The sequence below is a fragment of the Streptomyces sp. GL_148 genome (assembly GCF_057834205.1).
The window spans coordinates 6,061,687-6,076,905 of record NZ_CM174396.1 but is presented as its reverse complement, the minus strand read 5'-3'; the positions used below and the strand labels follow the sequence as shown (position 1 = coordinate 6,076,905).

Sequence of the window (15,219 nt, the reverse complement as noted above, 5' to 3'; positions counted from 1 at the left end):
CGCGGGGACCGGGCATCCGAACGGGGCCGGGCAGCATCCCACAGTGACCGGGAACGGAAACGGGAACGGGAGCGGGAGCGGGAGCGGGGCCGGGCACGGGACCGCGACCGGGACCGGCACCGCTACCGGGTCGTCGAACGGCCTGGCCAGAGGCCATGCGGCCGCGGTACGGGAGCGGACCCGCCCCGGACCGCCCGTGTGGCCCGGCTCCTCGCATCCGCTGGGGGCCCGGTTCCACCAGGGGCCGGACGGGACGGCCGGGACCAACTTCGCGCTGTGGGCCCAGGGCGCGGAGGCGGTGGAGGTCTGCCTCTTCGCGGAGGACGGGTCCGAGAGCCGGTGCACGCTGACGGAGCTGACCCACGAGATCTGGCACGGCTTCCTGCCGGGCGTGCGCCCCGGGCAGCGGTACGGATTTCGGGTGCACGGGCGCTGGGACCCGTGGACGGGGGCCCGCCACAATCCGGCCAAGTTGCTCCTGGACCCGTACGCACGGGCCGTGGACGGGGACTTCCTGCTGCCGCCGGAGGTGTACGGGCACGTCCGCGACTGGCCGCAGCAGTACATCGCGGACACCGTGCGCGACGACCGCGACTCGGCCCCGCACGTCCCGAAGGGGGTCGTGGTCCACGATGACGACGACTGGGCGGACGACGTCCGGCCGAAGACCCCGTGGGCCGATTCGGTCATCTACGAACTGCACGTGCGCGGCTTCACGATGCGCCATCCGGGCATCCCCGAGCACCTGCGCGGCACGTACGCGGGCCTCGCCCACCCGGCGGCGATCGCGCACCTGACCGGGCTCGGGGTGACGGCGGTGGAACTGCTGCCGGTCCATCAGTTCGCGCACGAGGACCACCTGCTGCGCCGGGGCCTGCGCAACTACTGGGGCTACAACTCGGTCGGCTACTTCGCCCCGCACGCCGCGTACTCCTCAAGCGGTACGGCCGGCCAGCAGGTCGGCGAGTTCAAGCGGATGGTCAAGGCGCTGCACGCCGCCGGCATCGAGGTCATCCTCGACGTGGTCTACAACCACACGGCGGAGGCCGGCGAGCTGGGCCCGACGCTGTCGCTGCGCGGGATCGACAACCGGGCGTACTACCGGCTCCAGTCGGACCAGCGCCGGTACGCGGACTACACCGGCTGCGGGAACACCCTGCACGCGGGGCGGCCGCACGTGCTGCGCCTGATCACCGACTCGCTGCGGTACTGGGTGACGGAGATGGGGGTGGACGGCTTCCGCTTCGACCTGGCGGCGGCGCTGGCCCGCTCGATGCACGACGTGGACATGCTCTCGCCGTTCCTCGCGGTGATCGCCCAGGACCCGGTGCTGCGGCGGGTGAAGCTGATCGCCGAGCCGTGGGACGTGGGCTCGGGCGGGTACCAGGTGGGGGCGTTCCCGCCGCTGTGGACGGAATGGAACGACCGCTACCGGGACGCCGTACGGGACTTCTGGCGCGGCGCGCTGCCCGACGTACGGGACCTCGGGTACCGGCTGTCGGGGTCGAGCGACCTGTACGCGTGGGGCGGGCGGCGGCCGTACGCGTCGGTCAACTTCATCACCGCGCACGACGGTTTCACCCTGCGCGACCTGGTGTCGTACGAGTCCAAGCACAACGAGGAGAACGGCGAGGCGGGCCGGGACGGGACCAATGACAACCGGTCCTGGAACTGCGGGGTGGAGGGCGAGCCGGAAGGGGGCACGGAGCCGCGGATCGCGGCGCTGCGCCGACGGCAGCTGCGGAACCTCCTGACCACGCTGCTGCTGTCCACCGGAGTACCGATGCTGGTGGCGGGCGACGAGTTCGGCCGGACGCAGGGCGGCAACAACAACGCGTACTGCCAGGACAACGAGACGAGCTGGGTGGACTGGTCGCTGCTGGAGGACCCGTCCTGGCAGGCGCTGCTGGCGCTGACCCGGCGGCTGCTGGCGCTGCGCCGGGCCCATCCGGTGCTGCGGCGCCGCGCGTTCTTCTCGGGGCGCTCGCAGGGGGCGGACGGGCTGCGGGACCTGGCCTGGTTCACCCCGGCGGGGGTGGAGATGACCGAGCGGGACTGGTACGACCCGGCCGGGTCGGTGGGCCTGTACCTGTCGGGGCAGGACATCCCGGGTCGTGACGAGCGCGGGCGGCAGGTCACCGACGACAGCTTCCTGGCGCTGCTGCACGCCGGGGACCGGCCGGTGGCGTGGGTGCTGCCCGGGGCGCCGTGGGGCCGGGCGTACGAACTGGTCCTGGACACCTCCCGGGAGGACCAGGCCGCGGCCCCCTCCACCGTGCACCGCGGGGGTGAGAGCGTGACCGTCCCGGCCCGCGCGGTGCTGCTGCTGAAGGTGGTGGGCGGGAGCGGCTGAGCCGTCTCTTTTCGGATCTTGCCGGTCAGGCCGCCCGGGCTACGGGGCCGCGCATCGGGCGGACCCGGAGCGGAAGCCCTCGGACATCCTGCGATGATGTGCCCTTCGTACGGATCGTACGCACGCACGCACATACGGATGTTCGGGGGGGTTGTGTCGATGGCGAGTGTCGGGACCGCGCTGCGGGAGCTGCGCGGGGCGCAGAAGTCGGCGAAGGGGGTGTCGCTCTACTCCCGGTTCGTCAACCGGCCGGTCGGGCGGTACCTGGCCGCCGGGTCGTACGCGCTCGGGCTCACCCCGAACCAGGTGACGCTGATCAGCGCCGCCCTGAGTTTCGCGGGCGCGGCCGTCGTCGCCCTGGCCTCGCCCTCGTGGGGGCTGGGGATCCTGGTGTGGGCCCTGCTCGCCGTCGGCTTCGCCTTCGACTCCGCCGACGGGCAGCTCGCCCGGCTGCGCGGGGGCGGCAGCGCGGCGGGCGAGTGGCTGGACCACGTCGTGGACTGCGCGAAGCTCACCTCGCTGCACACCTGCGTACTGATCGCCTTCTACCGCTTCCCCGAGGCCTACGGGATCGGCGGCGGCCCGGACGGCGGCGCCGAGGCCGGCTGGCTGCTGGTGCCCCTGGGCTTCCAGCTCGCCGCGGTCGTGACCTTCTTCGGGGGGCTGCTGACGGAGAAGCTCAAGCCGAAGCCCGCGCCGGGGAGCGCGGCCGCGGCCCCGTCGACGCTGCGCGCGGTGGCGCTGCTGCCCGTGGATTACGGGGTGTTCTGCCTGGTGTTCCTGTTCCTCGGCGGCAGCGGGCTGTTCCGCTGGGTGTACGCCGGGGCGGGCGTGATGGCCGCGCTGTTCCTGATGGCGTTCCTGGCGAAGTGGTTCCGGGAGCTCAGCGCCGTACCCAGGTGACCGGGGGCGGCGGCGCCCGCCGCCGCGCCGCTCAGCCGCGCCGCTCAGCCCCGCTGTTCGGTGGCGAGCGGCTCCGACAGGACGTCCAGGGCCCGGCGCAGTTGGGTGCTGGAGGTGTGGACCGTGTAGGGGAAGTAGACGACCTCGACCCCGTGGACGGCGAAGTCCTTTTCCAGTTGGTCGCCCTTGGCGGTGCCGCGCCAGTCGTCGCCCTTGAATATGACGTCGAAGCGGACTTGCTTCCACGTTTCGACCTTGTCGGGAACGGTCTCGACGAATGCGGCATCGACGTACTGGACGCTGCGGACGATCTCCAGCCGCTCGACGAGCGGGATCACCGGGCGGCGCCCCTTGGCGAGTTCCGCCATTTCGTCGGACACGACCCCCGCCACGAGGTAGTCGCACTGACTCCGGGCGTGCCGAAGGATGTTGAGGTGTCCGATGTGGAAGAGGTCGTAGGCACCCGGCGCGTAGCCGATTCGGTGAGGTCTACGCCCAGGCTCGGCAAATTCGGACATATCCTTCTCCGTCACGTGATATCCCCCAGAAGCCGCCCACCCCGGTGTGGCGGATTAGCAGACAATAGCGTGCACGTTCCCTGTGTTGCCGGTGAACGAATAGGGTGACGTGCGCATCATCCAGGTGAGAGGGGGACGTCGAGTGTCGAAATCCGGTCAGCGGCGCCTACTGCTGGTTTCCACGAATTACGCCCCCGAGCACACGGGCATCGGCCCGTACGCCACCCAGATCGCGGAGCACTGGGCCGGTCTCGGTCACGAGACCCACGTCCTGGCGGGCATGCCCCACTACCCGGCCTGGTCGGTCGAGCCGGAGTACAAGGGGGCGCTACGGCGCACGGAACAGCGCGCGGGAGTGACCGTGCACCGGCGCGCGCACACCGTGCCTCCGCGTCAGACCGCCCTCCGCCGGGCGCTTTTCGAAGGATCGATTCTGCTGCACGGCTCCGTGGCCCCGCCCCGGATGCCGAAGCCGGACGCGGTCCTCGCCCAGATGCCGAGCCTGGCCGGCGGCCTGGTGGCCGCCCGTCTGGCGGCGCGCTGGAAGGTCCCCTTCGTTCCGGTCGTCCAGGACCTGATGGGCGCCGCCGCCGCACAGAGCGGGATCAGCGGCGGGGACAGGGCCGCCGCGTTCGCCGGGCGGGCCGAGGCCCACGCCCTGAAGCGGGCCGCCCTCGTCGGCGTGATCCACGAGACCTTCGTCGACCGGGTCGTCGGCATGGGCGTGGACCCCAAGCGGATCCGGCTCGTCCCCAACTGGTCCCATGTGGCGCTGCCCACCAAGCCGCGCGGGCGGACCCGCAGCCACCTCGGCTGGGCTCCCGGCCAGACCGTCGTCCTGCATTCCGGGAACATGGGGCTCAAGCAGGGACTGGAGGTCCTCGTGGGCGCCGCCCGGCTGGACCCGAGCGTCCGTTTCGTCCTGATGGGTGACGGCAGCCAGCGCTCCGCGCTCGCCGACCTGGCGGCAGACGTTCCCAACCTCGACATCATCCCCCCTGCCGCGGACGGAGAGTTTCCCGATATCCTCGCCGCGGCGGACGTGCTCGCGGTCACGCAGCACGCCGCCGTGATGGACATGAGCGTGCCGTCCAAGCTGACCTCGTACTTCCAGGCCGGCCGTCCCGTCGTCGCCTCCGTGGCCGCACGGGGCGGGACCGCCCAGGAAGTCGAACGCTCGGGCGCCGGGGTGCTCGTACCGCCGGAGAACCCGGAGGCCCTGCTGAAGGCCGTACGGGCGCTGGCCGAGGACCCCGCGGGCGCGGACGCACTGGGGGCGGCCGGGCCGCGCCACGTGGCGGCGCACCTGAGCCGTGAGGCGGGCCTGGCCCGCATCGACGCACTGATGGACGAAGCACTTGGGGGTCCCCGGCCGTGATCGAGACCAACCGCCCGGCAGCGGCTCCGGCCGAGGACGAACCGGACCTGCTCCGGGACCAGTTCCGCCAGCTCCTGCGCTACCGCCGGCTCATCGGCCTGGGCGTGGGCATCGGCCTGCTCGGCGGGGTCTACCTCGGCGTCTCCACGGCGGACACCTACGTGGCCACCGCCGACATCGTGCTGCGCGCACCCACCGACGACCCCTTCAACCCGAGCCTGGCCCCCGACAAGGCGATCAACATCGGCTCGGAGCGGCAGGTCGCGCTCTCCAGCTCCATAGCCAGCGAGGCCGCGAAGAAGCTCGGGGTCTCGGCCACCGACTTCTCGGCCCTGCGCGCCGGTCTGCAGGTGACCAACCCCCCGCAGACGATGGTGCTCCGCTTCACCTACACCGCCGCCTCCCCCGCCGAGGCCGCCAAGCGCGCCAACGCGATGACCGAGGCCTACCTGCTCAAGCGGCAGGAGGCCCTCGACGTCACCCGCGACAAGATGGTCAAGGGCTACCAGGACCAGCGCGACCCGGTGGCCAAGCAGCTCGAAGAGCTCGCCAAGCAGATCACCGGCATGCCGGCCGGTCCGGCACGGGACGCCGCGTACTCCGCCAAGACCGACCAGCAGAGCAAGATCAACACCCTCAACGGCAACATCGCCAAGCTCCAGGCCCTGGACATGACCCCGGGCCGGGTCACCAGCTCCGCCGTCCCGCCGCACGGGGCCGACGGCCCCGGACTCGCCATGTCGCTCGCGCTCGGCGCCGCCGTGGGCCTCGCCCTGGGCCTGCTCGGCGCCTGGGTGCGCCTCGTCTTCGACCCGGCTCCGCGCTCCGAGGGCGATGTCGCCCGGGCCCTGCGCGCTCCCGTACTGGGCTCCCTGCCGCGGGGCAAGGCCGACGGCGGGCCGCTGCTCGCGGCGGGCGAGGAAGACCCGCGGCTGGCCGAGGAGTTCCGCTCGGTGGCCTTCCGGCTCGCCTACGACGCCCGCTTCGCGGACCGGCGCCGCCTCCTCGTGGTCGCCCCGCGCGGCAGCAGCGAGATCGCCGCCGCCGTCGCGGTGAACCTGGCCGCCTCCTTCGCGGAGACCGGCAAGGACGTGCTCCTCATCGAGGCCGACCTGCGCACCCCGGTGCTGGCCAGCCAGCTGCCCACCGACGCGGCCGGGCGCCCGCGCTGGAGCACGTCGCAGTCGGGCGCGGGCGCGCAGCACGGGGAGACCGAGTGGCCCGACGGCCGCCAGCTCCTCGTGGACGCCGGCGAGTCGGGCAGCTTCGACCTGATCCCGGGCGAGCGGGTGCGCAACGTGCCCCGCGCGCTGACCTCGCAGCGGGCCACCCGGCTGATCTCCGAGGCCGACTCCCCCAACTCCACCGTCGTGGTGCTCGCCCCGCCGGTGCTCTCGTACGCAGACGCCCTCGCGCTCGTCGACCGCGTCGACGGCGTCCTGGTGGTCTGCAACCCCGGCGCGGTGCGCCGCACCGACCTCTCCCGCATCCGCGAGCTGATCAGCGGGGCCGGCGGCACCGTGCTGGGCGCCGTACTGCACGCGCCGCTGCCGGGCGAGAAGAAGCGCGGCCTGGGCAGGGCCCCCAAGGGCGGCGGCCCCGCCGCCGAGGACCCCCGGCCGGCGCCCCCCTCCGCACCCTCGCCCCGCTCGCGGGAGCCGCAGCCGATCCCGTACGAGGTGGCTGCCGCGGACGCCTCGCAGCACATCCCGGGCGACGGCACCGACACGGTCGCCCTGCGTACGGTCCGCACGGGCCGGCGGTGAGCCGGCGCGGCACAGGCCGTCTCCTTCGGATCTTGCCGGGCCCGCGACGCCTGGCACCGCGCCTGGCCGCACTGTCGAGACGACCACGTACGTCCAGTACGCGAACGCCCCGACAGCACGCCCAGGCACGGCACCAGACGCCGCGGACTCGGCCGACAAGATCCGAAAGAGGCGGCCTCGCGGCGGTCGCCTCGGTACTGGACCAGGCCGCGTCCAGCGCCACGAACATCCTCGTCCTGGTGCTGGCCGCCCGGCTCTCCTCGGCGGGCGGCTTCGCCGACTTCTCCATGGTCTACGTGACCTTCACGGTGCTGCTCGGTCTGAACATGGCCTACGTCGGCCAGACCCTGGTGCTGGAGAAGGACCAAGGCCGCCTCGCCGCGGCCTGCCGCTCCGGCCTCGCTTTCACCGGGGCCGCCTCGGCGTCTGTGGGAGCCGTACTGGCCCTCCTGGGGCTGCTGTTGCCCGGGGCCACCGGCCGGGCGTTCCTCGCGCTGGGACTCGTACTGCCCCTGGTGCTGCTGCAGGACGGGCTGCGCTACTGCTTCTCCGCCTTGCGGGTGCCGCAGCGGGCGCTGGCCGCCGACGCGCTGCGCCTCGCGTGCGTGGTGACCGCACTGCTGCTCCAGCCCGAGGGCGCCTCCGCGGGCAGGCTGGTGCTGGTGTGGGGGGTCTCCGCGCTGCCCGCGCTCGCGCTGGGCCTGTGGCTGCTGCGGCCCTCGGTGCGGGGCGGCGCCGGCGGCGCCCTCGACCTGAGGCCGTACCTGCGGCGCGGCTACCTGGGGCAGCGGTTCGTGGTGGAGTTCGCCGTGGGCAACGGTTCCAGCCAGCTCGCCGTCCTGGGGCTCGGCGTCTTCGCGACCCCGCTGGCCGTCGGCGCGCTGCGCGGTGCCACCACCCTCTTCGGGCCGCTGAACGTGCTGTTCAACTCCGCGAACTCCTTCGGCCCGCCGGTCGTCGGCCGGGCCGCCGGCAAGCGGGGCGTGGTCCGGCTGACCGCCCTGATGGGCGGCGCGCTCGCGGCGTGCGGCGCCGCGTGGGGGGCCGTGCTGTACGCGCTGCCGGAGCGGGCCGGCCGCGAACTGCTCGGCGACACCTGGCAGGCGGCGGCCGCGCTGCTGCCCGCGACGGGCGCGCAGTACGCCGTCATGGGACTCGGCACCTGTGCGCTGCTGACCCTGCGGGTCCTGAACCCGAAGGCCACCCTCTCGCTCCAGGTGGTCTTCTCGCTGCTGTCGGTCGGGCTGCTGCTGGGCGGGTACGCCGTCTGGGGCGTGGCCGGGGCCGCCTGGGGGCTGGCTACCGGCTCGGCGCTCAAGGCCGCGGCCGGGTGGCTGCGGGTGGCCCGCCTGAAGGTGCCCACCGAGGTCGCCGCCGCGGCGTGAGCCGCTGCGCGGGGCTCCTGTCCCCTACCCGCCCTTCCACCGTTCCCTGGGCTCCGCCCAGACCCGCGCCTCAAACGCCGGCGGGGCTGAAACCGCCCTGTGGGCAATCCAGCCCGCCAGGGCACACGATGCGCTGCGCGCACGTGCAGGCTGACGCCGGCCAAATCCAGCCCCGCCGGCGTTTGAGGCGCGGGGGTCCGGGGGCTGGCCCCCGGCGACGGCGCCGCACGCGTCAGCGCAGCGTGCCGGCGCGGTCCTGGCGGTACGTCGCCACCAGCGCGAGGCACATCCCCGCGATGGCGATCCGGCCCGAAGCCTGGAGCAACGGCCCGCGCAGCAGGATGAAGGAGTACCCCGCGACCAGCGGGACCACCGTGGAGATCAGGCTGCCCGGCGGCGAGCTGCGCCGGGCCCGCTTCGCGTAGCGCCGGTCGACGCGGGCGGAGGCGTACCCCATCCCCAGGAGCCCCGCACCCATGCCCAGCGGCCCGAAGTCGATCCACAGCTCGGCCCAGATCGGGGAGGAGAGGTTGGTGTTGACCGTGCCCATCCACTGGCCGACCATCACGCCGGTGTCGCGCGGCTTGCCCGACCACACCGAGCGCGGCACCGCGAAGAAGACGGATCCCGCGAGCTGGCGCCCGTAGGAATGGCCGGGACCGGACTCCGCGAAGGTGATGGTGTTCGCGAACATGCCGATCTGGTCGTAGTCCTTGAGCGCCATCGGCTCCAGGAAGGAGGTCGTCTCCACCGGCTTGTAGTTCTTCTCGTCGTAGCGGAAGCGGTCCGCGAACGGGAAGACGAGGAGGGCGATCACCACGGCCATGGACAGCGCCACCCGGTACATCGCGGCGCTCACCGGGAAGACGGTGAAGAGCAGCGCGAACATCACCGTCAGGAACCAGTAGCGCGGGTTCGAGATCGGGTTGTTGACGATCAGGTTGAGGACCACGAGCGCCGACCAGGTGACGATGATCGACACCTTGCGGCGGGCGAACTTCGAGGTGATCAGCCAGCGCGTGTACAGCAGCAGGGCCAGCAGCGCGGGAACCGTGCCGAAGCCGCGCAGCAGCGCCTGGCCCGCCTGGCCGTCCTGGGAGACGCCCGCTTCCTCGATGCCCGCGATGATCTCCTGGCGGCTGGAGAAGAACACCGCCGGGCCGCCGAGCTTCACGATCAGGGCCGCCCCGCCCAGGAACGCCACGACGGTCAGCACGTAGAGGCGCCTGCGGTGCGCCATGACCGGGCGCGGCTCCTTCAGCGAACCGCCCGCGCGGCCGGCCGGCCGGTGCCGGGCCAGCAGGACGCCCACGTCGAAGGCGGCGCAGCCGAGCAGGACCAGGCCGATGGCGGCGGTGAGGTCGGAGCGCGGGCCGACGACGGGGGTCGGGACCTGACCGAGGACGGCCTGGGCGAGGGGGGCCACGCCCATGGCCATGTAGACGAAGAGCCAGAAGGAGCCCTGCAGCAGCTTGCGACGGCTGGTCAGGACCATGGCCGAGAGCCGGGCACCCGCGTACATGGTGAGCAGGAGCTGGAGCCAGAACGCGGCGTCGTGCTGGCCCGCGCCCGGCTGGACGGCGACGAACAGCGGCAGGAAGACGGCGAACCCGAGGGCCAGCGGGACGGACAGCGCCCGCGAGAGCAGGGTCCGCGGAGTGGTGACCCTGCCCCAGCTCTTCTCTTCGCCGGGCCCCGGCGGCACCGGCCTGGCGACGGTCTCGCGTATCTCGGTCGCCACGCTTGCCCCCACCCCCTGTGCCTGATCGGCCGCAGTCTAAGACCTGTTCCGCACTCGCGCGTACTCGATCTTGAGTTTGTGCGGGAAGGCGTCGGCTCGGCGGCGTCCTGGATCATCTCGACCCGAGCCGGTCGAGGCTCCAGTGAACGGTGGCAACCGATTTCTTGCGGTGCCGCGTGTCCTTGACGGGGTTCGGCTCGTTTCGCATGCGGGTCCGATGATCGGACTGTAGATCGCGAAAACGGGGCGATGAGGGTGGAGTGCGCCGGAAAGTCGTGCAGGACAAGGGGAGACCGGGCAGGTCGCCTGTGCGTCCGCGACCACGTTCCGGGCTCCGCACATCGTCAGTGGTGAGGTTCTGAACGCTCCTCAGACGCGGAAGTTCCGGGGCAAGAACAAGACCCAGAAGTGGACCAAGCCCGACAACGGGATCGTGTCGGTGATGGTGCTGCCGCTGGCCGTCACCGACCCTGCCGATCTACCCCGGCTGGAGAAGCTGTTCGGGGCGATGTGGTCGATCAAGCGGGCCCTCCAACGCGACGCCCGCGCCAAGGTCGATGCCTACTGGACCTCTTTCCATGAGCGCGAGGAGCACGGTGCGAAGGCCGCTCGGCAGCGCCTCGGCCTGTCCCGTGAAGCATTGGAGCGCTGCGCGTACAAGCACCTCGAAGACTCCGGGCACTTGAAGCACCACACATCCAAGGCTCTCGCGATGCACATCGCGGATGAGGTATGGAACGGCGTCTCGCGGCACCTGTTCCCGGACGCCACCGGACGGCGGTTCGGGCGCCCGAAGATGGGCCGCCGGCACGACTTCACCCGGATTCCGGGCCGTGCCCGTTCCCACACGAGCGAGAACAAGTGGGAGACCTTCCGCCTGGTCGGCACCCTCCGCGGCCATGCCTCGGCCTACGCCGACGGCGGCCGGCACGCACTGACGCAGCCGCGCCGGATGCCGAAGCCCGCTGTGCCGGACGTCCGCGTGCCCACGGGCAAGGCCACCGCCTCGGGCAAACCCGCCACCCGTAGGGCGACGTGGTGCGACCACACTGGCCCCCTCGCCGTCGTCTTCCCCGGAGGAACCGAAGGCGCCCGTGGTGACCTCGTACTTCCCGTACGTATCCCGCAGCAGCCCGGCCAGTGGACACGGGTGCAGCACTTCCTCTCCAGTCCCAGCCTCTGGCACAAGGTGGACCTCGTACGCCGCCGGAAGGCGTCCGCACCGGGCGGCTGGGTGTACGAGGCGCACCTGATGGTCCTGGGCCCCGGCTACACCGCACCCAGCGTGCGGACCATGCGCGCCCGCGCCGCCCAGCTCGACCGTGTCGGCGGTGTGGACGGCAACGTCTCCAACCTCTCAGTCGTCTCCTTCCCCGCCGATCTCACCGGAGGCAAGCCCTTCTCCACCGAGATCACCCTCACCGGAACCGAGCGGGTCCTGTTGGAGAAGCAGGCGAAGAAACGGCGGGATCGTGCGCGGGCGCTGGAGCGCTCCCGCCGGGCGACGAACGCCGCGCAGTACGGGCTGTCGAAGAAGCAGGCCAAGCAGGCCGCCAGGCGCGCCGAAAGGGGTCTGCGGCCCAAGGCCGTGGCCGTGCCGGGCGGTGCCCGCGCCAGCCGGTCCGACAGGCCGAAGCAAGCGTTCCGCTGTGACCGGCTCTCCGGCAACTACCGCGACCAACGCGCCCGCCAGGCCGAACAAGCAGCGTCCACCGCGGAGCACCGCCGCCACCGCGCCCGTCTGGTGGCCCGCGAAATCATCTCCGCCCACGGCCCCGCACTCGTCGTCGAAGACTGCGATATCCGCACCTGGTACCGGCTGTGGGGCAAACGCCTCTCCCAGACCACCCCCGGCATGCTCATCTCCGCCCTCAAGGCCGAGTGCGAGGCCGCCAGCGGTCGGCTAGTCCGGGTCTCCACATGGTCAACGGCCCTCTCGCAGCACTGCCTCTGCGGTGAGCGTGTCTCCAAGACCCTCCGGGACCGCGAGCACAAGTGCACGGCGTGCGGCCTCACGGGCAAACGTGACCTGGTCTCCGCCGCGCTGGCCGCATTCGTTCGCTTCACCGACGTAGCCGACCCCAAAACCGCTTACCTGGACACCACCGTGTCCCGGCACGCCCAGATCACCTATGCGCAAGCGCTGGAAGAAGCGCTGCGGGAGTCAACCACACCGAGCCCGAAACCGCTCCGGCGGCCGGGTCGCGTGGCAGTCCCACGGCAACGCCGTGAGACCTCTGCTCCCCGAACCGCCGGACAGCGGAACCAAGCGACCCCGGATGAGTCACGCTTGCGCGGCCACGCCGGAAAGCCCGGTCCCCGCCCCGCGTGCAGTCCGCAGCTCACCCTTTGGTGAACTGCGGATCAAGTCTTAGTCTGAGCGCTCGGTGTCCAGGGGAGGCGCCTTCGAAGGCGCCGTCGGGGGCCGGACTGTGAGGGGTGCCTGTGCGTGATCTTCCTGCCTTCACGCTGGCCGGATACGACAAGGGGCGCGGGCGGCTGACGCAGGCGCTCTGGTTCGCCGTGATGAACACGCTCTTCATGAGCTGGCTGTGTCCCGCGCGGCTGCGGGTCGCGCTGCTGCGCGCCTTCGGGGCGCGGATCGGCGAAGGGGTGCTGATACGCCACCGGGTGCGGGTGCTGTGGCCCTGGAAGCTGACCGTGGGCGACCACGCGTGGATCGGCGAGGGGGCCTGGGTGCTGAACCTGGAGCCGGTGACGATCGGCGCGCACGCCTGCGTCTCGCAGGAGGCGCTGCTGTGCACCGGCTCGCACGACCACCGGGCCGCCGACTTCCGCTACCGCAACGCTCCGATCACCGTCGAGGACGGCGCGTGGGTGGCCGTACGGGCCACCGTGCTGGCCGGCGTGACCATCGGCCGGTGCGCGGTGGCGGGCGCGGGGGCCGTGGTCCACAAGGACCTCCCCGCGCTGACCCTGCAGACCCAGGACGGGCACCGCCGCCCGGTCGAGGAGCCGAAGTGAGAGTCCTGCACGCCGTCACCCTGCACTCCCCCACGCACGCCTTCGGCGGGCCGGTGCGGGTCGCGCTGAACCTGGCCAAGGGGCTGCGGGCCTGCGGGCACGAGGCGAACCTGCTGGCGCTGGGCGAGGGGTTCCCGGACCCCTGGCCGACCTCGGTGGAAGGGGTCCCGGCGAAGCTCTTCCCCGCCCGGCGCCTGCTCCCCCTCGGCTTCAGCGGGATGACCTCGCCGGCCCTGCTCGCCTCCGCGGGCCGCCTGGTGCGGGGTGCGGACCTGGTCCACGTCCACCTGGCGCGGGACCTGGTCACCCTGCCCGTCGCCCTGGCGGCGCTGCGGGCCGGCAAACCGCTGGTCCTGCAGACGCACGGCATGGTCGACCCGAGCGGGAAACTGCTGGCCAAGGTGCTGGACGCGCTGGCGGTACGCCGCCTCCTGCGCGGCGCCGACGCGCTGCTGTACCTCACTGCGCACGAGCGCGAGGGCCTCGACGCCGTGGTCGGGGCCCCGCTCCCGAACACCGTGCGCCTCGTCAACGGCACCCCGGCCCAGGAGGAGCGCCCCGCCCTGTCGGGCCCGCCGCGGATCCTCTACTCGGCCCGCCTGCAGGCCCGCAAGCGCCCGGTGGACTTCGTGGACGCCGCCCCGGCGGTGCTGGCGGCGCACCCGGACGCGGAGTTCGTGGTGGCCGGCCCGGACGAGGGCGAACTCGCGGCGGTCCGCGCCCGGATCACCGAGCTGGGCCTCTCCTCCCGCTTCACGGTCCCGGGCGCCCTGTCCGGCACGGAGGTCCTGACGGAGCTGCGCCGCGCCCACGTCTACGTACTGCCCTCGGTGGAGGAGCCGTTCCCGATGTCGGTCCTGGAAGCCCTGTCGGTGGGCGTCCCGTCGGTGGTCACCCACTCCAACGGCCTGGCCCGCGACATCGCCCGCGCGGGCGCGGGCGCGGCGGTCGAACCGGGCCCGGCGGGCGTTGCGGCGGCCGTCCTGGCCCTACTGGACCCGACGGCCAACGCGGCGGCCTCCGGCGCGGCACGCAAGCTGGCCACCGAGTCCTTCTCCATGGACGCCGTCCTGGACACGCTGCTGCCGGTGTACGAGGGTGCCCTCCGGCGGAGTTGAGGTGCGCGGGGCCCGGCGTCGGGCTCAGAGCTCGCGGCGGGTTTCGTCGACCACCGGGAGGGCGCCGACGCGGCGGCGCTTGAGGACGCTCGCGTAGACCGCGAGGCCGATGGCGCCCGCGACCATCATGATGACCCCGACCAGGTCGAGGTTCACGCTCTGCAGCTGCCAGTCGCTCGCGAAGGTGAGGATGGCCCCCACCACGATCAGGCCTATGCATCCGCTGATGCCCCTCATCGGATTCGCCTCCAGCATCGTGGACGGGGTGCAGCCCCGCCGTGTGGAGGCTCGGATGCCCCCGATGCGGGAACGAAAACGCCCCCTCGCCGTCCGGGTGTCCGGGCGGCGAGGGGGCGTTCACGGTCGGTTCGGGCTACGCCGGGATCCAGGCGTAGCAGCCGTTCGAGACGAACTGGGCCGTGCCCGCCGGGATCTTGGCGGTGATCTTGTCGCCCGGCTTCAGGGGGCTCGCCGGGCCCGAGGCCAGGGGGGCGCCGTCCTTGGACTTGGCTTCCCAGGAGCAGGTCGTGCTCTGGGTCAGCGCGCGGTAGGTGCCTGCCGCCGGGGACGCCTTCGTACCGTCCGGGAAGCCCTTCGCCGCCGCGTCGAGGACCGGCTTCTGCTCCGGGCACAGGAAGGTGATCGCGTCCTTCGCGCCCGGGATCTCCCCGGCCACGAGGGCGCCGACCGCCGCGTCCTTGTCCCGCTTCGCCGTGCGCTCCACCCGCTGGCAGGCCTCCTGGCCGCCCTGCAGGACGGCCGCCGGGTCCATCTTCTCCGGGACCCTGCCGCTCAGGTACTGCTTCTCCGGCGCGGTGAAGCTGCCCGTCTTCGGGACGAGCTTCGTGTCCGGCAGGACGGGACCCGTCGGCTTCGCGTCCGCCGAGGGCGACGCGGGGGTGCCCGTGGCGTCGGCCGGGTCGGGGACCGACGAGGCGGCCGGCGGCTTGGGCGAGGCGGCCGAGGCTTCGGCCTTGCCGTCGCCGTCCGAACTGCAGGCCGTCAGCGTCAGGGCGGCGGCCAGCAGGACAGCAGCCGCTGCGGAGCGTCGGTACATCAGGTGGCTCCCGTA

12 protein-coding genes are annotated in these 15,219 nt (G+C 72.6%); 8 read left to right on the top strand and 4 right to left on the bottom strand.

Features of this window, described 5'->3' with window-relative positions; translation table 11 throughout:
• Positions 1-142: 142 nt before the first annotated feature.
• Entirely contained in the window at positions 143-2,353 is a 2,211-nt protein-coding gene (gene glgX, locus AC3IYI_RS27990) for a glycogen debranching protein GlgX (RefSeq protein WP_489411697.1), read from the top strand.
• Between the two features lie 159 nt (positions 2,354-2,512).
• Entirely contained in the window at positions 2,513-3,256 is a 744-nt protein-coding gene (locus tag AC3IYI_RS27985; protein WP_489406313.1) for a CDP-alcohol phosphatidyltransferase family protein, read from the top strand.
• Positions 3,257-3,300: 44 nt separating this feature from the next.
• On the opposite strand, the gene AC3IYI_RS27980 is transcribed toward AC3IYI_RS27985, so the two are convergent.
• Positions 3,301-3,774: an FAD synthase family protein gene (locus AC3IYI_RS27980; protein WP_489406312.1), complete on the bottom strand. Its 474-nt coding sequence runs from the start codon at positions 3,772-3,774 to the stop codon at positions 3,301-3,303.
• Between the two features lie 172 nt (positions 3,775-3,946).
• Between AC3IYI_RS27980 and AC3IYI_RS27975 the strand changes: the two genes are divergently transcribed.
• The 3 genes from AC3IYI_RS27975 to AC3IYI_RS27965 all read left to right on the top strand — a co-directional run bounded on the left by AC3IYI_RS27975 (position 3,947) and on the right by AC3IYI_RS27965 (position 8,303).
• Positions 3,947-5,152 carry a glycosyltransferase gene (locus AC3IYI_RS27975; RefSeq protein WP_489411696.1) on the top strand — a complete coding sequence of 402 codons (1,206 nt, stop codon included), beginning with the start codon at positions 3,947-3,949 and terminating at the stop codon, positions 5,150-5,152.
• Positions 5,149-6,918: a tyrosine-protein kinase domain-containing protein gene (locus tag AC3IYI_RS27970; protein WP_489406311.1), complete on the top strand. Its 1,770-nt coding sequence runs from the start codon at positions 5,149-5,151 to the stop codon at positions 6,916-6,918. The genes AC3IYI_RS27975 and AC3IYI_RS27970 overlap by 4 nt, the downstream gene beginning before the upstream one ends.
• A 239-nt stretch (positions 6,919-7,157) precedes the next feature.
• Positions 7,158-8,303 (top strand): MATE family efflux transporter, encoded by a 1,146-nt coding sequence (locus AC3IYI_RS27965; protein ID WP_489406310.1) that lies wholly within the window; start codon positions 7,158-7,160, stop codon positions 8,301-8,303.
• 232 nt (positions 8,304-8,535) lie between these two features.
• On the opposite strand, the gene AC3IYI_RS27960 is transcribed toward AC3IYI_RS27965, so the two are convergent.
• Positions 8,536-10,044, bottom strand: coding sequence for a hypothetical protein (locus AC3IYI_RS27960; RefSeq protein ID WP_489406309.1), 1,509 nt, complete (start codon positions 10,042-10,044; stop codon positions 8,536-8,538).
• Between the two features lie 442 nt (positions 10,045-10,486).
• Between AC3IYI_RS27960 and AC3IYI_RS27955 the strand changes: the two genes are divergently transcribed.
• From AC3IYI_RS27955 to AC3IYI_RS27945, 3 genes are all read left to right on the top strand, one after another.
• A complete protein-coding gene (locus AC3IYI_RS27955) occupies positions 10,487-12,400 on the top strand; it encodes a zinc ribbon domain-containing protein (protein ID WP_489411695.1) in 1,914 nt (637 codons plus the stop codon).
• 89 nt (positions 12,401-12,489) lie between these two features.
• Positions 12,490-13,029 (top strand): WcaF family extracellular polysaccharide biosynthesis acetyltransferase, encoded by a 540-nt coding sequence (locus AC3IYI_RS27950; RefSeq protein ID WP_388507060.1) that lies wholly within the window; start codon positions 12,490-12,492, stop codon positions 13,027-13,029.
• Positions 13,026-14,147: a glycosyltransferase gene (locus tag AC3IYI_RS27945; protein ID WP_489406308.1), complete on the top strand. Its 1,122-nt coding sequence runs from the start codon at positions 13,026-13,028 to the stop codon at positions 14,145-14,147. The genes AC3IYI_RS27950 and AC3IYI_RS27945 overlap by 4 nt, the downstream gene beginning before the upstream one ends.
• Positions 14,148-14,171: 24 nt before the next feature.
• Here AC3IYI_RS27945 and AC3IYI_RS27940 read toward each other — a convergent pair whose 3' ends face one another.
• Positions 14,172-14,384 carry a hypothetical protein gene (locus tag AC3IYI_RS27940; protein WP_489406307.1) on the bottom strand — a complete coding sequence of 71 codons (213 nt, stop codon included), beginning with the start codon at positions 14,382-14,384 and terminating at the stop codon, positions 14,172-14,174.
• Positions 14,385-14,520: 136 nt separating this feature from the next.
• Positions 14,521-15,204, bottom strand: a complete 684-nt coding sequence (locus AC3IYI_RS27935; RefSeq protein ID WP_489406306.1) for an RAD23 family protein — start codon at positions 15,202-15,204, stop codon at positions 14,521-14,523.
• Between the last annotated feature and the right edge of the window lie 15 nt (positions 15,205-15,219).